The following is an 18,407-nucleotide window of genomic DNA, read 5'->3' as shown; positions in this document are numbered from 1 at the left end:
CTCCGCCGGCCGCTGCTCGTCACCGGCCTGCCCGGCATCGGCAAATCCACCCTCGCTTATCCGGTCGCCCGCGAGCTGGGCCTGGGCCGCGTCCTGCACTGGGGCATCACCTCCCGCAGCACCCTGCGCTCCGGCCTGTACGAGTACGACGCCATCGGCCGCGCCCAGGCCTCCCTCGGCGCCCGCCACCCGGCGCCCGCGCCCGTCCCCGCCCAGCGGAGCGGCACCCCGGACCAGGCCCCGGAGGGCGACGGACCCGCCACCGCGCCCCGCATCGGCGACTTCGTCCGGCTCGGCCCGCTGGGCACCGCCCTGCTCCCGTACGAACTGCCCCGCGTCCTGCTCATCGACGAGCTCGACAAGAGCGACATCGACCTGCCCAACGACCTGCTGCACGTCCTGGAGAACGGCTCCTACGACATCCCGGCGCTGGTCCGCGCCCGCCACCAGGAGTCCCGGGCCCGGGTGTTCACCGACGACCCGGACGGCACCGCCCCGGTGGCCGACGGACTCGTGCGGTGCCGGGCCCTCCCCTTCGTCGTCATCACCAGCAACGGCGAGCGGCAGTTCCCCGCCGCCTTCCTGCGCCGCTGCGTCCGTCTCGACGTCTCCCCTCCGCGCGAGGACCAGCTCCTGAACGCCGTCGATCTGCCGTCGGCCGGCGTCCTGGACGACGAGACCTGGGAAAACCCTGGACGCCCTCTGGCGGCGGCTCTCAGGGGTGCCCCGGCCCAGCACTGCCTGCCCCGAACGGAAAGCGCCAGCAGAGACGAAAGCCGCCCGAATCTGCCCCTCCACCACCCGTTCCCACCCGAAAGGACCTCACCGTGTCTTCCCGTCAGGCTGTCCGGATCATCGCCGTCGTCATCGCCGTCCTCCTCGCCGTCGTCATCGGCCTCGGGGCCGGGATCGTCACGGCCGCCCTCGGCGCCACTGCCCTTGTGGCCGTGGGCACCGGCGGCGGCGCGTTCATCGCGATCGCCACCCTCGGGATGATCATCGTGACGTACCTCCTCCCCCCGGTCCAGGTACCCGCCCCGGCAGCGCCCCCGCCTCCGCCCCAGAGCCAGGGGACCACGGCTTCCTCATGACCAACCGAAGGGGCTGGAGGACCTGGCTGCCCTCCGGCACACACCCCGGTCGCCTGCTACAGCGGCGAAGAACCCGATTCCACTCCGCGAGGCGGGGGAGCGTCCGTACAGTTGCGCCATGGTCATGAGCTGGGTTAAAGACGGCGTGCGCTACACCCTGAAAGTGGTCGAGCACCCGGACTGGACGGCGCTGTCCGAATCGAGCGCTCCCGGCGTACTCAGGGCCCTGCTGCGCGGGACGGGCAACAAGATCGTCGGTCACGCGGGCCTGCGCTCCGCGACCAGTGTTGTCGCGGGCGTCGCCGCGGTGTCCGCCACGGTGGGCGGCGGTCTGGTGTACGCGGGCATGAAGCTCAAGAGCCACCTGGACGACCGCAAGGCCGAACACGACGAGGTACCCGCTGACGCCGCCGAGCAGACGGCCGCAAGCGGCGATGTGGTCGAGGTCGAGGAGGCGACTGTAACCGAGACTCCGCGACTGCGCGCCGTGTGAGCGGCGGGCGAAGCGCCGACGCCCTGTCCCCGTCACAGCCGTCCCATCTGGGCGTCCCTAGATGTGCGCTGTCGCCCGCTCCTCATACAGCTGAAGGCCGCGGTCGATCATCCGAACCCCAAAGTGAGTGGCGTAGAAGATCAGGGAGATGCTCCCGGTCACCTGCGCCAGGGCGACACTTCCGTCCGATGCGATGATCTGGCGGTCCAGGAACGCCAATGTGCCATGGGCATCCCCGTGCGCGAGCGAGCTGCATGCGCTCCAGATCAGTTCGGCCACGTCCTCGCCCATACCCAGGTCCCGGCCGGCTGCCCTGACGATGCGCTTGTAGGAGGGGCGGTTGCTGCCTCGCACGGCCTTCCTCGCGTCAGTGGGGACAGCGCCGGCAGCGACAAGAAGGGCTTCCAGAACTTGGAGATGCTCCTCCCTCGTCCTGGCGCCCGGCACCCCTACCAGCTCCCGCACCCGATTCCCGCTCTCAAGCTCCTTGGCCTGCAATCCCAGGCGCCGGGTGATGCGCTCAAGACGATTCGCCGGTTCCAGGAGCCACACAGCACGAGCCGCGTTCTCGAAGACGCCCCTTACCAACGAGGCTTGAGCGTGAGTGTGGATGAGAGCGGAAGCGTTGTTCGTAAAGAGAGAGGACCGGAGGCACTGCAGGTGGTCGACCGCAACGGTCAGGGCATGCCATGCGCCGTGGGACACCTGGTACGGGGCGCTCTTGGCATCGTCTCCCGCCAGCGAGCTGCGGAGCTTGACCTCCCACTGGCCGCGGTTCTGCTGGGTGTGCGCGTCGAGTCTCCGGGTGCTGTCCAGAAGGGACAGCAACTGACGGAGGTACTCGTCCTCCTTGTCCGTCATGCCAATGATCGTTACGGAGCCCGGGGCGCACATGGGTCGAAATTTAGCGGGCCGGTCTCGCCGCCGTCGAGCGGTGCCCGCCGCTCCATGAGAAATATGTCGAAGCTCGGGATCGTGTCCTGGAGAAGACGGTCGAGGCTGATTGGGGTTTCCCGAGAGATGCTCCAGTCCAAGGACGACGACGCATCGACGGTGCCCGTGCAGCGCCGCTGGTGGCGGCGTAACTCTGCGGGCACTCCGATCAGTTCGGCATGATGGCCCGGTGACCGCGTTCAGACAGTACTTCGAGGACAACCCTGAGATCTTCGCCGCCCTGGTCGCCGCCATCGCCATCCTCGGCGGCCTCCTCGGCAGCGTCATCGGTGCGAAGATCCAGGCGAACGGCGGCCGGGCCCAGGCCGATGCGGCTCAGAAGGCTGCGGAGATCGCTGCCGAGGCTCAGCGGGTAGCCGCGCTCTGGAACGTGCGGCAGCTTCAGGTCGCGGAGTTTATTCGCTGCGTTCGTGAAGCAGTCGCGACAAGTCAGCGCCTCTATGAAGCAGAGCCAGACGATCAAGAATTGCGCCAGCTGGTGCATGCGGCTTATCAGGCTATTGAATTCAAAGCGGCGGAACTGATCCTCATTGCCACCGAAGAAGTCGTCAACGTCGTGGAGGCCACTCTCCTCGCCGCTGAGGAGCTTGAGCAAGAGGCTATGGATAGTGGCCCGACTGCGCATGCTGAGGCGGTTTTCACTCGCCTGTATCTCAGTAGAGATATGGAGACGGCCAGGGCTGCGCGCGTAGCCCAAAACGTTCTTAACGCGGAGACCGGTGAAACCTACGAGAGTCGTACGCGAGCTCTCCGAGGAGTCCCAGGGCTGTCAGAGACACTGGCTCACGAGCTGGCGGTCAATTCCGGAGGAGGTAACCGCCTACAGTGGATCGAGACAGGGGGACGGAAATCCAACGTTCTTGAAGAGAAGCTGGCTGAACTGGTTAGGGCAACACGCACCATGCTCCGCTCCGAGGACGACGTCGCCCCGGCGACGCCGGAGCCGCGCCGCCGATGGTGGCGGGCGGCGTGAGGAGTCGAGGCGGCCAGAGCATCACAAAACGATGAAACCGCTGAGGTCTGCCGGTCGTCGGGCTGTATGAGTCTTATTGCGCGACGACGTGAACCACCCCACGAGCGGAGGCCAAGGCACGATGAGCAGCAGTTCGCAGGACAGGGGTGACGCTTCGGGGGCGACGCCGACACCACCCGCAACACCGCCGGTACCGCCGGATCCACCTGCGACGCCGGCAGGCGGGGGGTCGCCCGGCGGTCGGCGATCGAACGGCAGGTTAGGGGAGTGGGCAGCTCTGATCTCGGCTGTTGCCGCAGTAGCGGGTGTAGCGCTTGGTTTCCTCGGCCTGCCTGCGCTCGTCAAGTCGCCCACAGCACGTACGGAGACGGTGTATGTCACCGTGACGCCCACTCCCACCCCCACGCCTACACCGACCGGCTCTGCACCACCGTCTTCCCCACCGCCGACCACACCATCAGCGTCGGCGTCTGTGCCGCCCGGCACGGTGCTTCGCACCGAGAGCTTCGATCTTGCCAACGGCTATGGCTTCAAGGTCGGCAGCGCGCAATTGCGACCCAAGCCGAACGACACCGAGCGCGACTGGCATGTGTGGAACAGCGACATGTCGGCGACCATCCTCCAGACAGTCGGAGGAGCGCACTTCGTGCTCCTCGACCAGGATGAGGACCCCAGCTTCGCAACCTGCCAGCGCCGCTCCGCGTACGTGGACTATCTCGAAATTTACGGCTTGGACGGCAGGAATATCTGCATCTACACCGCAAAAGGCATGATCGCCCTGATGCGCGTCGATTCAAGTACCCGGCTGGATCAGTACTCCTACAACTTGAGAGTGACGGTCACGGTCTGGGCGGCCTGAATAGGAAGCGGTGTGGCCGGAAGAGGCCGGGCTCCTGGTAATCAACAAGCTTCCTCCCAGTCGTCGTTCCTCCACTCGTACTCGTGGAACAGGTACCAGAGGTCGACGCCCCTGCAGGTCGGTGTGCACGGCACGGTCAGCCGGCCAAAGGCCACCGACCGGCCGTCACGGTCCTTCTCGACGGCGGTGCACTCGAACCGCTCGGTGACGTCGGCGGCCTAGGGTCTGTTGCGAAAGTGGATCTTGTTCGTTGATGATCACCTGTCGTGGGACGTGGTGATCTGACGAACGGCCAGTGGGCCCGGCTTGAGCCCTTGCTGCCGACGGGCATCAAGCCGGGTCGTCCGCAGGTGTGGACGCGGCGGCAGCTGATAGACGGCATACGGTGGCGGACCCGGACCGGCGCCCCCTGGCGGGACGTGCCCGAACGCTACGGGCCGTGGGACCGGGTCTACGACCTCTTCCGCCGCTGGCAGCGGGATGGGACCTGGGCCCGGATCCTCACCCGGCTCCAGGCCGAAGCCGATGCGAAAGGCCTGATCACCTGGGAGGTCAGCGTCGACTCCACCGTCTGCCGGGCCCACCAGCACGCCGCCGGGGCGGCGAAAATGGGGACCTCCAGAAGGAGCCGCCCGGCGGTGTCTTCGTCGAGCCGGCCGACCACGGACTCGGACGCTCCCGTGGCGGGCTGACCAGCAAGATCCACCTCGCCGTCGAGCAGGGGCAGAAGCCCCTGTCGGTGGTGATCACTGCCGGGCAGCGCGGCGATTCCCCGCAGTTCGAGCCGGTCCTGGAGGCGATCCGGGTGCCCCGGGTCGGGCTCGGCAGGCCGCGCAAGCGTCCGGACCGGGTGCGGGCCGACAAGGCGTACGACTCCCGGAGCAACCGTTCCTACCTGCGCAGACGCGGAATCAAGGCAACGATTCCGGTGCCCGCGGACCGCGTGCGCAACCGGCTGAAGCGCGGCTCGCGCGGCGGCCGCCCGCCGAAGTTCGACAAGGACGACTACAAGCAGCGGCACGCCGTCGAGTGCGGGATCAACCGGCTCAAGCGGCACAGGGCCGTCGCCACACGCTACGACAAACTCGCCGTCCGCTACGAAGCGACCGTGCTGGTCGCAGCCATCAACGAATGGCTGTGACCAGCACTTTCACAACACGCCCTAGTCTTCCGAGTCAGGAATTCTGTTCAGATATGAGGCGAGGCGTTCGAGGATCTCGTCCGCGGTTTTGGTCCAGACGTAGGGCTTGGGGTCGGTGTTCCAGGCGGCGATCCAGGTCCGGATGTCCTGTTCCAGGGCTTGGACTGTCTTGTGGACGCCTCGCCGTATCTGTTTGTTCGTCAGTTCGGCGAACCATCGCTCCACCAGGTTGAGCCAGGACGATCCGGTCGGTGTGAAGTGCAGGTGGAACCGGGGATGCGCCAGGAGCCAGGTCTTGATGGCCGGGGTCTCGTGGGTGGCGTAGTTGTCCAGCACCAAGTGGGCCTCGAGACCATCGGGCACTTCCCTGTCGAGCTTGATGAGGAACTTCTTGAACTCCTCTGCCCGGTGGCGCCGGTGCAGTGAGCCGATCACCTTGCCGGTGGCGACCTCCAGGGCGGCGAACAGGGTGGTGGTCCCTGCGCGGACGTAGTCGTGTGTGACGCGTTGCGGCACTCCGGGCATCATCGGCAGCACCGGCTGAGACCGGTCCAGGGCCTGGATCTGTGACTTCTCGTCCACGCAGAAGACCAGGGCCCGCTCGGGCGGGTCCAGGTAGAGGCCGACGACATCGTGGACCTTGTCGACGAAGTACGGATCCGTCGACAGCTTGAAGGTCTCCGAGCGGTGCGGCTGCAGACCGAACGCCCGCCAGACCCGTGACACCGTCGACTGCGACAGCCCCGTCTGCCTCGCCATCGACCGTGTCGACCAGTGCGTCGCGTTCTTCGGGGCGGACTCCAGGGTCTTGGCGACGAGCGCGGCCACCTGTTCGTCGGTGACCGACCGGGGACCGCCCGAGCGGGGCATGTCGCCCAGGCCGGCGATCCGGTGCTCGACGAATCTCGCCCGCCAACGGCCCACCGCATGCGGAGTCGAGTCGAGCCGGGCCGCGACGTCCTTGTTCGAAGCACCCTCCGCACAAGCCAGGATGATCCGGCACCGCAGAGCCCACGCCTGCGGCGTGGAGCGACGCCGCACCCATCCCTCCAGCGCAGCCCGCTCCTCATCAGACAGGATCAACTCGGCCTTCGGCCGCCCAGTACGCGCCACGGACCAAGCTTATACATCTGAACAGAACTCCTGACTCAGAAGACTAGGCGCGGATGCTTCAGCCGGTGAACCGCTGGTAGGCCTTCCCCGCCCCGAAGAACTCCGGCTTCGGTGGCACGACGTCGATGGTGTAGGTGGTGACGAGGGGGCCGCGCGCACAGATCTGGTGCCGCATGACGTCGACACCGTCGGACAGCGACAGGGCGGGAACGTCGCCCACCGCCTTGGCCGGCCGGCGAGGACATGGTCCAGGCGACCAGCTCCGCGACGGTCCGCCGAGTGGCCTCCCGGCGCGGGTCGAACCGCGACCAGTCCCACGTGTACGTCGTGTCGCAGCGCTCACAGGTCAGGTTGCACCGCGACAGGCGGATGAACACGGCCGGGTGCCCGCAGCTGGGCCCCTCGCCCTGGAACGTCGGCGACTCGACCCCGAAGCACTCGGCGACGATCAGCCGGCCGCCGGCCCCAGCCGTCTCGTCGGCGTCCGGGGCGGTCACGACGCCACCTCGAACCGGGCCCAGCTCCGCGCGGCCCCGCGTACCTGAACGGCGACCAATCGCCCGTGGATCCCCGGCTGCACGTGTTCGATGAACCAGTCGGCGAGGAACCGGGCCAGGCGCTCGGAGGTGGGCTCGAAGTCGAGGACCTCGTGGAGGTTGTGGTGGTCGAGCTCGGTGTCCAGGAACTTCTTGAACGGGGCGAGCGCGCCGAAATCCGTGACGAAGCCGGGCTCCTCCAGCTCGGCCGCCGTGAGGATGACCTCGACCTCATAGCCGTGGCCGTGCTGGCGGGAGCACTTGTGCTCGGGCGGCAGGCCGGGCAGCCGGTGGCCGGTCTCGAAGACGAACGTCTTGCCGATGGTGAACGTGCCGTGCGGTGCATGTGTGCGGTGGTGGTCCATGGACGGGTCCTTCTCTCTCGGAATGAGGGGCGGAAGGGAAGGTGACGGCCCCTGGGGCGGCGGCGTCGATACGCGGCGCCCGGCGGGGAAGTACGACCAGACGACCTTCCCGAACGGCCGGCGGCGAGCGACGCCCCAGCGGGCCGCCAGGGCGTCGACGATCACGAGTCCCCGGCCGGTCTCGGCTGCCGGCTCCGGGACGGCGGGCACGGGCGGCGGTTCGTGCGGGTCACGGCTGTCGTGGACCTCCAGCCGGATCCCGCCGTCGGAGGGCTCCAAGCGGACGAGGAAGCCGTGCTCGTCGTCGCTGCCGTGGGCGAGCGCGTTGGTGGCGAGTTCCGAGACGACCAGGCGGATGTCGCCGGTGTCGTCGAGGCCCCACGAAGCAAGGGTCCGCGTGGTGAAGTCACGCGCCGCCCTGACCGATTCGGGCTGATGGTCGAAGAACCTCTGCGTCGCTTCAGGCATGGCGGCCTCGCAAGTCGGTGTCCGGGGCGGGGTGAGGACGTGCTCGGTGGACCGGCCGGAGCGCGTCCCGGCCGGAGTCGGGGGCGCAGCCCCCGCGGACCAGCAGGAGCCGGGCACCGGAGGCAGTGATCCGTTCCTGGCGAGAGACGGCGACCGCCTTCGGCCCGAGATGCGCCCGGGACGGCAGAACGACGCCGTAGGCGCCGGGCAGCTCCAGGACGTCCAGCAGACCGGTGAACGCGGCCGCGCGGTGCCCGCCCGACGCGCGCTCGACGAAGACGCCGTGCAGGGCGAACTCGTGCCGGCGGCAGTACTCGACCAGGGCGTCGTGCAGGGCGACCTGACGGGCCGGCGAGACACGCACCAGCCTCAGGAAGCCGTACACGACAGGGCCGCTGACACGGCGATGCTCAGTGACGGGCTCCATCACTCACAACCTCCGGGAACTCCGGCAACGGGTGACTTCACCAAGCCTGGCCCGCCGTCGATCAGCCGGAAATGACCGCCTGTTGCACTTCCGCTGCACTTCCGTCCCCCCGTGTCAGTGCGACGTGCTTCGATGAAGAAGGGGAAGGGAGCGACGTGTGGCGACCGTGCACCACTGGACAGGACTGGAAGCCAAGGCCCTGCGGAAGGCGCTGCGGCTGAGCGTCCGCGCCTTCGCCGAGCACCTCGGCGTCGGCGTGCGGACCGTATCGAAGTGGGAGAAGCTCCAGGCGGACACGGAGCCCCGCCCCGACACCCAGGCGATCCTCGACACGGCCCTCGCCCGCGCCGACGCCGCCACGCACCTCCGGTTCGAGACGTTCCTCTCCGAGTCCGGACGGCCCGGGTCAGCGACCGCGGGCCGACGGGTGACCCCGGCCGGGCCCCTGGCCTGGGAGTACGAGTCGTGGACCGACGACCTCGACCGGGCCGTGGTCGCCCTCTCCCGGCAGGACTTCACCTTCGCCGAGAACCTCATCGGCCGCTGGACCAGCCGCTTCACCCCACTCAGACTCGACGACCGGGGCCTGTACCTCTTTGCCCGCGCCACTGCCCTGCTCGGCGACCTCCAGCGGGACCGCGGCAGCGTCGTCGGCCCGCTCTCCGCCCAGCACTCCTACATCACCGCCAGGTCCCTCTTCACCCAGCTCGACATCCCCCGCCGGATCGCCCAACTCGACCTCTCCCTCGCCGTGGTCGCGGAGATGTCGGGCCGGCTGGAGACCGCCGCCCGCGCGTACGAGCACCTGGCGGTCGACGACCGCCTCTCCCGCCGCGATCGGGCCAGGTCCAAGCTGTGGGTGGGAACCGCGCTGAGCAAGGACGGCCGGCACGACTACGCGACCCGCGTGATGGTGGCCGCGACCCGGGACTTCGAAGACCTGTCCGAACCTGAGGACTGGTCGGTCGCCCACCAGAAGATCGCCCTGGCGCACCGTGGCGCCGGCGACCTCTCCACCGCCCTGCACCTCATCACGGTCGCCCGGGGCACCGCGACCACCGACGCCCCCATGCAGCGGGTACGCCTGGACACCGCCCACGGGCACATCCTGCTGAGCGATCCGGCGACCAGCGATGATGGGCTTCGCGTACTCGACAAGGCCGCGACCATGGCCGCCCGCTTCGGGCTGTCGCACCAACTGGCCAGCATCGAGAACATCAAGGCCACGAGCACGGGGCCGTCCGGCCCCGGCAGCCGTTGACCAGGGAGAGTGAGCCAGGCGTGGGCGACGACCAGCAGACGATCACCGAGGACCAGTGGCGCAGGACCGAGCTGATCTGGAACTACCACCTCATGGGCCACGGCCCGCGCCCCGTCGACGTGGCGATCGGCCTGGGCAGCCACGACCTCGGTGTCGCCGCGGCCGCCGCCGACCTCTACCACCGCGGCCTCTTCCCCACCCTGGTGTTCACCGGCGGCAACAGCCCCACCACCCGGGCCCGATTCCCCCGGGGCGAGGCCGTCCACTTTCGCGAGCACGCCCTCGAACTCGGCGTACCCGACTCAGCGATCCTCGTCGAGCCGAACGCCGCCAACACCGGCCAGAACATCACCCTCAGCCGCGACCTGCTCGCGGCCGCCGGTATCGCCCCGACGACGGTGATGCTCATCTCCAAGCCCTACATGGAGCGCCGCTCCTTCGCCACAGCCAGCAAGCTGTGGCCCGACGTCGGCCTCGTCTGCGCGTCGGAACCCCTGGAACTGGACGACTACGTCAAGAGCATCGGCGACGAGAAGCTCGTGATCGACATGCTTGTCGGCGACCTCCAGCGGGTCATCGAGTACCCGAAGCAGGGCTTCGCCATCGCCCAGGACGTCCCGGAGGACGTGCATGCCGCCTACGAGTCCCTCATCCACGACGGATTCACCAGCCGCCTCATCGCCTGACGCACACTCGCGGGCCCGTACCTGCGCGATCCACCAGCCCAACCTCTTCCCCCGACTGAGCACCCTGGCCAAGCTGTACGCGGCGGACACCTGGATCGTCCTCGACGACGTCCAGTTCGCCCGCCGCGACCACCAGCACCGCACCCGCCTGGCACCACTGCAGGACGCCGACCGCTGGAGATGGCTGTCGATCCCGACCCACCTGCCCCACGGCCGCCGCACCGCCATCCGCGACGCCCACATCGTCGATCCGGCCCGAGCGAGGAACCGTACGGAATCGATGCTCCGCCAGGAGTACGGAACCTCCCGACACTGGCCCACCCTCCGCTCGGCCCTCGACCCGGTCTGGCCGGCCTTCGACACGGGCCGCACGGCCGTGGTCGCCGAAGCCTCCACCCGCGCCCTGCTGAACCTCCTGGGCTGGCGCGGCCGCGTCGTGAAGGCGAGTACGTTCCCCACCCACCCCGGCCGCTCCCGCAGACTCGCGGACCTCACCCAGGCCGCCGGTGCCGACATCTACCTATGCGGAACGGGCGGCATGACCTACCTCGACCCGACCCCGTTCACCAGCCAAGCCCTCACCGTCATCCCGTTCCTGCCCCCACCCACGGGAACCCATCCGCAGGCCCGGCAGGTCACCGCTCTCTGGACCCTGGCCCACCTCGGCCCCACCGCGTTGGCCACCCGCCTCGATCACGGACCGAGGTTCGGGCGGCCGGCGAACAGCGGTGGGCTCAGAAGTTGATCCGGTTGCCGATGACTTGGTCTTCTCGCAGGCCACGCGGTCGATCCCCTTGAAGTGGACGCAGATCTTGGCGTCCGTGCCCTGGTCCCAGCGAGTCCAGTGGTAGCTGATGGTCTTGCTGACCCGGGTCGCCTTCTCCTTCCTCCCGTACCGCTCGCCGTTCACCGTCACCCACACCGTCCGCGACTTCGCGCTCTTGGGCGGGTTGGACCAGAAGCCGGTGACGCCATTCGAACCGCCACGAGCTTCCAGGCGGATGCAGACCTGCGGTCCGGATATGTGATGGGTGCACGCGTTGCTGTCCGCGGCCGCAGGTGACGCGGCCGGGAGCACCACACAACGGGCCAGAGCCATCGAGATAGCCCAGGCCCTCATGATCTTTCGCATGATCCACTCAGCCGGCGTGCAACTCATGCCATTGACACGCGACCGCCTGGTACGAGAGCGCATGCCTCGCCCCACACGAACCCCGGCTTTCGTTCTTCGACGCCTGGACCAGACGGTGAGTCCGTTTCCGCGGCGCTGTGGGCTCCTCAACGGTCGAGGTGACGCTCGCGATGCTGCCCCTGGCCGTGGGTCTGCCGACCGAACCAGCCCTCCGGCATCAGCCCAGCCGAGTGGTACGCCGTCTGCCTTGGGCCGGCACTCGGCCCTGTGGGCGGTCGGCGGCCCCTTGAGGGGGCCATACGGCGCATCTCAAGCGTCGGCTCCCGGCTGGTGTCAGAGGCCGGTGGCAGGGTAGCGGGCAGTAGTCCCGCCCGCGATCAGACGGCCGGGACGGTCTACAGAGACGGAGCGTCCACCCATGAACCGCAGTGAGCTGATCGCCGCGCTGGCCGACCGCGCCGAGGTGACCCGCAAGGACGCCGACGCCCTCCTGACGGCCCTCGCCGACACCGTCGGCGACGTCGTCGCCAAGGGCGACGAGAAGGTCACCATCCCCGGCTTCCTCACCTTCGAGCGCACCCACCGTGCCGCGCGCACGGCCCGCAACCCGCAGACCGGCGACCCGATCGACATCCCGGCCGGCTACAGCGTGAAGGTCTCCGCGGGCTCGAAGCTCAAGGAAGCCGCCAAGAGCAAGTAGGACCCTCACCCCCCGCTCCGACCCGATAGCCACATGATCGATTAGCCGGATCACCGATGGGGTAGGACGGGCACCGGGCGTCTCCCCAGAGGAGGAGACCCCTCCCTTTCTCAGCCGGCCGGGCGCCCGGCTTGATCGAAGGACATGAGAATGGCCAGCGGTATCGTGAAGTGGTTCAACGCCGAGAAGGGCTTCGGTTTCATCGCCAGGACGGCGGCCCCGATGTCTTAGCCCACTACTCCAACATGTCCGGCACCGGCTACCGCGAGCTCGTCGAGGGCGAGACGCTCACTTTCGACGTGACGCAGGGCCAGAAAGGCCCCCAGGCCGAGAACATCCTCCGCAACTGAGCTGACCTGCCGCTTCCCACCCGCAGGGCACACCGTCCCGCCTCGGCCACTGTGTATGCTGGTATCACCGACGCGGGGTGGAGCAGCTCGGTAGCTCGCTGGGCTCATAACCCAGAGGTCGCAGGTTCAAATCCTGTCCCCGCTACGAAAGACAGGGGCCCGGCTGACGCCGGGTCCCTGTCGCGTTTCGTCACTGCGTGCGGCAGTCCGCCGCCTCCTCCGTATGGCGAACTCTACCGACGGCGGGCCTGCTCTGCTCCCCGCCCGCGTGTTGACGGCTTTGCGCCGACGCCGTCACCGACCTGATCCCCGCGCGCGGGTGATGACCGGTGCCCCGTGCGCTCTGGGAGCAGTGCCACCAGGTCGGCCTTACGCCCGGAGAGACCGAGGACGCCCGGGATGCCGCCGACCTTCCAGCTTCGGGTCGGCCTAGGACGTGTCTGATAATTGATCTTGTGGTGGGTCGTGGTGAGCTGATGGATGCGGCGTGGGAGCGGATAGCGCCGCTGCTGCCGCAGGTGGGTGGGCGTGGTCGTCCGTGGCCGGATCATCGGCAGCTGATCAACGGGGTGTTGTGGCGGTTGCGGACCGGTGCTCCGTGGCGTGACCTGCCGGAGCGTTATGGACCGTGGCAGACGGTCTATGAGCGGTTCGCCCCTGGGGGGCTGACGGGACCTGAGCCCGTCTGCTCGAGCAGGTCCAGGTCCGCGATGACTCCGTCGGAACCGTGGAGCGGACGGTTTCGGTCGACTCCACGGTCAACCGGGCCCACCAGCACGCCGCCGGCGCCCGTAAAAAAGGGCGGCGGCAGGGGACGAACTGGAAGATCCGGCCGTAAAGCCGACGGACGGACTGGAAGATCCGGCCGTAAAGCCGACAACGCCGGAAGCGGCCGAAGGCGCTGACCCCGTTCCACGGTGTTAGCGCCTTCGGTAGCTGGGCGGATCTCAGTATTTCCGCCCACCCGTCTGATCGGGGATCGCTTACCTCAGATCCCGTACGGAGTTGGAGATCCGCCCTCCAGCATGGGTTACCGGGTCAGCCAATGCTGGTTGCCCTGCGGACCCGGGCCACACGTCCACTGCCTTACTGGAGCCCCATCGGCATGACTCCAGTCGGCAACTTCCAGGCACTTGTCAGAGTGCCTGGGGAGGAAAGCGTATCCATACCCATTCGGGTTAGGCCACATATAGAACTGCTGGTTCTCCCCACCGGTGCACTGCCACTGGCGGGCAGGAGCACCGTTGTTCATACTCCAGTCGGCAATCTCAAGACACTTGCCACTGTGGCCGTTCCGCAAAGTCACAACGCCATCGGCGGCATTTCCTACATAAGAGAAAATCCAGGTCTGATTTGCGTGCCGGTCTTTGCAAGTCCACTGTCGGGCAGGAGCCCCGTCGTCCGTACGCCAGTCGGCGATCTCAAGACACTTTCCAGCTTCATAGGTGTACAAGGTATGCACAGTCCAGTTCGCGGACGCCGACGAAGCCGGAAGGAATACCGTTATGGCGGCCACAGCCATGGCTACGCCAGAGACCCGGCGAACCCAGCGTGAAATATTGAGCACAACAATCCCCCGCATCATGAGACTGGCGGCTCCAGCCACCACGTCGAACCACATGGTAGTTGATCTTGAACTGTCCATGATCGACCGCATGACCGAACGTCGCGCCCGGCTCAACCACCGCTACGAATCGAACCCCTGCCACTACCCGGCCTCGCCGCCGTATTCTGCGCTGTCACAAGCGACTCCTCCGAGGCTGGGGAGACGAGCTCGGCGCCGATCACCGTGCACCGGCCCTCGCCGTCCGGGGGCCGGCGGGTGACCGTGCACCGGCACGGTCAGGACGAGATCCTGGGCGTCGCCTACTCGGATCACGACCCTGGTGGTGTTCCTCGACCGGACAGGTGTCCCGGGCCCCGGCAGGGCCGTGGACGACCCCGCATAGGTCGAGTGGCGCGGAGCCCGCGCCCACGCATGAAGCTGCGCTAACACCGCAAGTCCCTGGCCTGCGCCCGCCCGCCCGGCCTGGGCGGAGAGAGGGTGCCCCCACGCGGACCCGCGCCCTCTCGGGGGCTTGCCCGTACGGCGCCGACAGACGAGGCCATAGGCTGCTGTGTGTGGGGATGCTGAGGGTGGTCGAGGAGCTGGCGGACGAGGCTGAGCGGCAGGTCCGTGAGCACGTGTGGATCCTGAGCACCGCCGACCATGCCTTGGCTACCCAGGCCGCTGCCGCCCTACGAGCCCTCATCGGCCCACCCAAAACCCACGAAAAGCTGCCCTTGGTCGACCGGCTGGCAGCCCTCCGCCAAGCACTCGCTGTTCTGGCCGTCACCCTGGCGCACGTGCACGGACGCCTGGCCTGGTTCCTCGGCGCAGCCGCCACTGCCCTCACCCCCGTTCTGCACTGGCGCGCCCTGGCCCCGGGCGAGGGACCGACCTTCGGCGCCGTTCAGCCCACCCTCCAGCAGTACACGGATGGCGAGGACGCGATCCGCCGGCTCCAGAAGTCCCTCGCCGCCCTCACCACGGCCTGAAACCCCCCCGCCCCGCCGGACCCGGACCCGGATTTCAGGCATACCTGTGGTCCCGTACCGCCTATTCGCCCACGGCCGCCCTGGTCCTCTGCGGCGAGTTCGACCGCGACACCACCCTATGCCTGCGCGAGGCCGTGGACGCGGTACGGACCCCGCAGATCGAGCTCGTCCTGCTCGATCTGGCGGCCGTCCGCTTCGGCGACTCCGCCCTCGTCCACGAACTCACCGCCACCCGCTCCCGGCCCGAGCGGCACATTCTCATCGGCCCGTTCCCCGGACCGATCGCCCGCCTCCTCGACATCACCGGCACCCGGCACACCTTCGACATCGTCCTCGATGATGCCGCCTGAAGACACGTCCGCTCCTCCCTTGCACGTGTAGCGCCTCAAACCCCGTGGGTGTGGGGTGCTGGGGGTGGGGTAGGCGGCGGTCGAGCGCATGGGACGCACTCGGCTCGTGGGTCTGCGGCCATTCCCCCGGCCGGCCTGCGGTCTGCGACCGCCCCGCCCCGTACCCCCCTTCCGGGCACGGGGCGGTCGTCTTGTGCCCCGTCAGGGTGAGCGTGGGCGATTCAGCAACGATCCATGATTTCCTGAATTCAGGATCAGATGTACTGTCGTGGGGTGCTGACTGTTGCCTCCGACGTCGAGGTGCTGGCCCGGTTCGGCCGCGCGCTCGCCGACCCGATCCGCTGCCGCGTCCTGCTGGCCCTGTGTGACGCCCCCGCCTACCCGGCCGACCTCGCCGACGCCCTCGGCGTCTCCCGTACGCGGCTGTCGAACCACCTCGCGTGCCTGCGGGACTGCGGGCTGGTCGTCACCGTCCCCGACGGCCGCCGCACCCGCTACGAACTCGCCGACGAGCGCCTCGGCAACGCCTTGGACGCCCTGCGCACCGCTGTGGTGGCCGTGGAGACCGACCGCACCTGCGTGGACGCCGACGAGAAGGGCTGCTGCTGATGACCGCAGACATATTGGTGTCCCTGGTCCCTTCCCCGGCGCGCCGTGACGTGCTCGCTCGCCGGATACGGCTGCTGGTCGCCGCGACGATCACCTACAACGTCATCGAGGCGATCGTCGCCCTCACGGCCGGGGCGATCGCCTCCTCCACGGCCCTGATCGGCTTCGGCCTCGACTCGGTCATCGAGGTCTCCTCCGCCGCCGCGGTCGCCTGGCAGTTCTCCGCCCGCGACCACGCCGTGCGCGAGGCCCGCGAACAGCGCACCCTGCGGATCATCGCCGTCTCCTTCTTCGCGCTCGCCGCGTACGTCTCCTTCGACGCCGTCCGCGCCCTGGTCAGCACCGGAGAGGCGGAGCGGTCGATCCCGGGCATCGTCATCGCCGCCCTCTCCCTGGCCGTGATGCCGTTCCTGTCCGCCGCCCAGCGCAAGGCCGGCCGCGAGCTCGGCTCCGCCAGCGCGGTCGCCGACTCCAAGCAGACACTGCTGTGCACCTACCTGTCCGCTGTCCTCCTTCTCGGCCTGGTCCTCAACGCCACCCTCGGCTGGTCCTGGGCCGACCCCCTCGCCGCTCTCGTCATCGCGGCCATCGCGGTGAAGGAGGGCCGCGACGCCTGGCAGGGCAAGGGCTGCTGCGCACCCACCGTCGCGGTGGCGCCGTCGGCGGACGCCTGCGGTTGCCGCCCCGGCTGCGACTGCTGTTGACCGCCCCCGCAGGACCGTCCCCGCTCTCCGGAGCGGGGACGGTCTGTGAAAGTCAGACTGGATCGCAGGTGATGTATGTGAGTTCGAGCGTCTCGTCGCCCTGACCGGTTTCACCCGCAGGCAAGTCCGCCGCGCTCCAAGACGTAGGACGGGCGCCGGTGAGCTGGAACTTCTTCACCGAATCGTTCTGTGCGTTCACGTAAACCAGGATGATGTCCTCGGCGCTCGATTCAGTCCTGGTCGGATCGCGCGAATCCAGGATCCACTGGGTGGACTTGTCGCTCTTGTCCGTGCCGCTGCGCGTACATCCTCTGTTCTCAGCCGTCGCCGGTGGCGTGCTTCAGTTGGTCTTCGCCGACTCGTCGAAGAACCTGACGATCCGGGGCAGGGCTTGCCGCACCGATTCGTTGTGGTCGTGGTCGCCGACGTCGGTCAGCCGGCGTGCGGCGCCGTTCCTCGTCAACTGGTCGGCACAGTACGCCGCGTGACTGAAGTCGACGTCCTTGTCGCCCCGGCCGTGGAAGATCTCCACTGGTACGTTCGGCCGCCAGTCGCATGTGTTGTCCATCGGGTGCAGCTTGTCCTTCAGGACTCCGTCGGGCTTGCGGATCTTGTTCAGGAAGTCCTCGGTGAACAGGTCCTTGGAGGCCGCCGGGAGTTCGCTGACGATCTGCCCGGCGGTGTGATGGCCGTCGAAGAGACCCTCCACCTTGCTGTCGTAGGGGGAGCGGAAGACATCGCCGGGTGACGTGTAAAGGCCGTACATCTTGTTCCAGGCGGTGACGAAGTAGGCGAGGTAGATGCCGGATTTGGCGATCTTGTCGTCGGCCGCGGCGGCCTCGAAGGCCGAGAGGTTGTAGGGGCCGCTGACCGGGGCGAGTGCCCCCAGCCGGAAGTAGCGGTCGGCGCCCTCCTGCTGAAGCGCCCGGCCTACCAGCATGGTCGCGGGGCCGCCCTGCGAGAACCCGCTGACCTGGACCTTCCGCTTCAGCTCCCGGCCGTTTCGGTGGGCGAAGGTCCTGGCCGCGCGCAGGCCGTCCACCGAGGCCGCGACGGTGGCCCGAGGGTCACCGTACGGGTGGAAGCCTTCGCCCGAGCCGAGGCCCACGTAGTCGGGCGCCGAAACGGCCCGCCCGGTCGAGGCGAACAGCAGGGCGACGAGCCGGTCGTTCGACTTCGGATTCTCCGAGGCGACGTCCTTGCGGTAGACGGTGGTGCCGTGCAGCCAGGAGACGGTGGACAGGTGGCGCGCCCCGTTCTTGGGCAGGACGACGAGCTGGCTCGCGGTCGTGGGGGCGCCTGCGCTGTCGGTGGTGCGGTAGGTGACCCGATAGGCGGTCACGCCGTGACGGACCTGGGACGAGTCGATCTTTCCCCGGAGCTCCCCGGCCACTTCCTCGGCTGTGAGGTCGGCCGCTTGCTCGACGGAGACGACAGCCCCGCCTTGTACCCGCTCACTGTGGGAGCCGGCCGCCGCCGAGACCGGAGTCACCAGGGCGGACACGCTGCCGAGAACCGCCGCACCAGCCAGAATCCGGATACTTGTTCGCCGTAAAGTCATGGATGGATCATGCCCGTCGGCCGCTCCGCTGGGACATGGAGCGACCCCCCGGGCCGCAAAGGGGGAAAACCCCCTCGGGACCCGTAGGGGATGCCC

General features: G+C 68.4%; 21 protein-coding genes, 1 tRNA gene and 2 pseudogenes. 16 read left to right on the top strand and 8 right to left on the bottom strand.

Annotated features, from left to right (window positions below; translation table 11 throughout):
* Positions 1-827: 827 nt before the first annotated feature.
* Positions 828-1,091 carry a hypothetical protein gene (locus ACF1BN_RS20325; RefSeq protein WP_392332964.1) on the top strand — a complete coding sequence of 88 codons (264 nt, stop codon included), beginning with the start codon at positions 828-830 and terminating at the stop codon, positions 1,089-1,091.
* A gap of 118 nt (positions 1,092-1,209) precedes the next feature.
* Positions 1,210-1,584, top strand: coding sequence for a hypothetical protein (locus ACF1BN_RS20320; RefSeq protein ID WP_392332963.1), 375 nt, complete (start codon positions 1,210-1,212; stop codon positions 1,582-1,584).
* Positions 1,585-1,641: 57 nt separating this feature from the next.
* Here ACF1BN_RS20320 and ACF1BN_RS20315 read toward each other — a convergent pair whose 3' ends face one another.
* Positions 1,642-2,445: a hypothetical protein gene (locus tag ACF1BN_RS20315; RefSeq protein ID WP_392332962.1), complete on the bottom strand. Its 804-nt coding sequence runs from the start codon at positions 2,443-2,445 to the stop codon at positions 1,642-1,644.
* A 262-nt stretch (positions 2,446-2,707) separates the two neighbouring features.
* On the opposite strand from ACF1BN_RS20315, the gene ACF1BN_RS20310 reads away from it, so the two are divergent.
* The 3 genes from ACF1BN_RS20310 (at position 2,708) to ACF1BN_RS20300 (ending at position 5,511) form a co-directional block, all read left to right on the top strand.
* Complete coding sequence (locus tag ACF1BN_RS20310) at positions 2,708-3,511, top strand: hypothetical protein (protein WP_392332961.1); 804 nt, start codon at positions 2,708-2,710, stop codon at positions 3,509-3,511.
* Positions 3,512-3,983: 472 nt separating this feature from the next.
* Entirely contained in the window at positions 3,984-4,370 is a 387-nt protein-coding gene (locus tag ACF1BN_RS20305) for a hypothetical protein (RefSeq protein ID WP_392332960.1), read from the top strand.
* 266 nt (positions 4,371-4,636) lie between these two features.
* A protein-coding gene (locus ACF1BN_RS20300) for an IS5 family transposase (RefSeq protein WP_392332959.1) occupies positions 4,637-5,511 on the top strand; the annotation gives its coding sequence in 2 pieces (ribosomal slippage) (positions 4,637-5,030 and positions 5,030-5,511; 876 coding nt in all).
* 21 nt (positions 5,512-5,532) lie between these two features.
* Here the strand turns inward: ACF1BN_RS20300 and ACF1BN_RS20295 are convergent.
* The 4 genes from ACF1BN_RS20295 to ACF1BN_RS20280 form a co-directional block, all read right to left on the bottom strand.
* Positions 5,533-6,624, bottom strand: coding sequence for an IS630 family transposase (locus ACF1BN_RS20295; RefSeq protein ID WP_392332958.1), 1,092 nt, complete (start codon positions 6,622-6,624; stop codon positions 5,533-5,535).
* A 58-nt stretch (positions 6,625-6,682) separates the two neighbouring features.
* Positions 6,683-6,844 (bottom strand): hypothetical protein, encoded by a 162-nt coding sequence (locus tag ACF1BN_RS20290; RefSeq protein WP_392332957.1) that lies wholly within the window; start codon positions 6,842-6,844, stop codon positions 6,683-6,685.
* Positions 6,845-7,117: 273 nt separating this feature from the next.
* On the bottom strand, positions 7,118-7,993 hold the full coding sequence (locus tag ACF1BN_RS20285) for a 6-carboxytetrahydropterin synthase (RefSeq protein WP_392332956.1): 876 nt from the start codon (positions 7,991-7,993) through the stop codon (positions 7,118-7,120).
* Entirely contained in the window at positions 7,986-8,420 is a 435-nt protein-coding gene (locus tag ACF1BN_RS20280) for a hypothetical protein (RefSeq protein WP_392332955.1), read from the bottom strand. Before ACF1BN_RS20280 ends, ACF1BN_RS20285 begins: the two co-directional genes overlap by 8 nt.
* A 157-nt stretch (positions 8,421-8,577) precedes the next feature.
* On the opposite strand from ACF1BN_RS20280, the gene ACF1BN_RS20275 reads away from it, so the two are divergent.
* From ACF1BN_RS20275 to ACF1BN_RS20245, 7 genes and pseudogenes are all read left to right on the top strand, one after another.
* Positions 8,578-9,681, top strand: coding sequence for a helix-turn-helix domain-containing protein (locus ACF1BN_RS20275; protein ID WP_392332954.1), 1,104 nt, complete (start codon positions 8,578-8,580; stop codon positions 9,679-9,681).
* Between the two features lie 20 nt (positions 9,682-9,701).
* Complete coding sequence (locus tag ACF1BN_RS20270) at positions 9,702-10,367, top strand: YdcF family protein (protein WP_392332953.1); 666 nt, start codon at positions 9,702-9,704, stop codon at positions 10,365-10,367.
* Positions 10,312-11,112: a WbqC family protein gene (locus ACF1BN_RS20265; protein WP_392332952.1), complete on the top strand. Its 801-nt coding sequence runs from the start codon at positions 10,312-10,314 to the stop codon at positions 11,110-11,112. The genes ACF1BN_RS20270 and ACF1BN_RS20265 overlap by 56 nt, the downstream gene beginning before the upstream one ends.
* Before the next feature lie 805 nt (positions 11,113-11,917).
* Entirely contained in the window at positions 11,918-12,199 is a 282-nt protein-coding gene (locus ACF1BN_RS20260) for an HU family DNA-binding protein (RefSeq protein WP_392332951.1), read from the top strand.
* 150 nt (positions 12,200-12,349) lie between these two features.
* Positions 12,350-12,549: pseudogene (locus ACF1BN_RS20255) on the top strand (cold-shock protein).
* 71 nt (positions 12,550-12,620) lie between these two features.
* Positions 12,621-12,694: transfer RNA gene (locus ACF1BN_RS20250), tRNA-Met, on the top strand.
* A 310-nt stretch (positions 12,695-13,004) separates the two neighbouring features.
* Positions 13,005-13,383, top strand: a pseudogene (locus tag ACF1BN_RS20245) (IS5 family transposase); the annotation flags it as partial.
* A gap of 196 nt (positions 13,384-13,579) precedes the next feature.
* Here ACF1BN_RS20245 and ACF1BN_RS20240 read toward each other — a convergent pair.
* Positions 13,580-14,071: an RICIN domain-containing protein gene (locus tag ACF1BN_RS20240; protein WP_392333096.1), complete on the bottom strand. Its 492-nt coding sequence runs from the start codon at positions 14,069-14,071 to the stop codon at positions 13,580-13,582.
* A 605-nt stretch (positions 14,072-14,676) separates the two neighbouring features.
* Here ACF1BN_RS20240 and ACF1BN_RS20235 point away from each other — a divergent pair.
* The 4 genes from ACF1BN_RS20235 to ACF1BN_RS20220 all read left to right on the top strand — a co-directional run bounded on the left by ACF1BN_RS20235 (position 14,677) and on the right by ACF1BN_RS20220 (position 16,750).
* Positions 14,677-15,087, top strand: coding sequence for a hypothetical protein (locus ACF1BN_RS20235; RefSeq protein WP_392333095.1), 411 nt, complete (start codon positions 14,677-14,679; stop codon positions 15,085-15,087).
* 134 nt (positions 15,088-15,221) lie between these two features.
* On the top strand, positions 15,222-15,437 hold the full coding sequence (locus ACF1BN_RS20230) for a hypothetical protein (RefSeq protein WP_392332950.1): 216 nt from the start codon (positions 15,222-15,224) through the stop codon (positions 15,435-15,437).
* 273 nt (positions 15,438-15,710) lie between these two features.
* Positions 15,711-16,046 carry an ArsR/SmtB family transcription factor gene (locus ACF1BN_RS20225; RefSeq protein ID WP_392332949.1) on the top strand — a complete coding sequence of 112 codons (336 nt, stop codon included), beginning with the start codon at positions 15,711-15,713 and terminating at the stop codon, positions 16,044-16,046.
* The gene (locus tag ACF1BN_RS20220; RefSeq protein ID WP_392332948.1) at positions 16,046-16,750 is read left to right on the top strand and encodes a cation transporter; all 705 of its coding nucleotides are present in this window, start codon (positions 16,046-16,048) and stop codon (positions 16,748-16,750) included. The genes ACF1BN_RS20225 and ACF1BN_RS20220 overlap by 1 nt, the downstream gene beginning before the upstream one ends.
* 52 nt (positions 16,751-16,802) lie before the next feature.
* On the opposite strand, the gene ACF1BN_RS20215 is transcribed toward ACF1BN_RS20220, so the two are convergent.
* Entirely contained in the window at positions 16,803-16,949 is a 147-nt protein-coding gene (locus tag ACF1BN_RS20215; protein WP_392332947.1) for a hypothetical protein, read from the bottom strand.
* A 141-nt stretch (positions 16,950-17,090) separates the two neighbouring features.
* On the bottom strand, positions 17,091-18,311 hold the full coding sequence (locus ACF1BN_RS20210; protein ID WP_392332946.1) for a lipase family protein: 1,221 nt from the start codon (positions 18,309-18,311) through the stop codon (positions 17,091-17,093).
* Positions 18,312-18,407: the final 96 nt, after the last annotated feature.

Origin of the sequence: Streptomyces sp. NPDC014861, from assembly GCF_043081625.1 — a bacterium.
GTDB lineage: Bacteria > Actinomycetota > Actinomycetes > Streptomycetales > Streptomycetaceae > Streptomyces.
The sequence above is the reverse complement of the archived record's forward strand: the minus strand, read 5'-3'. Positions and strand labels throughout refer to the sequence as shown.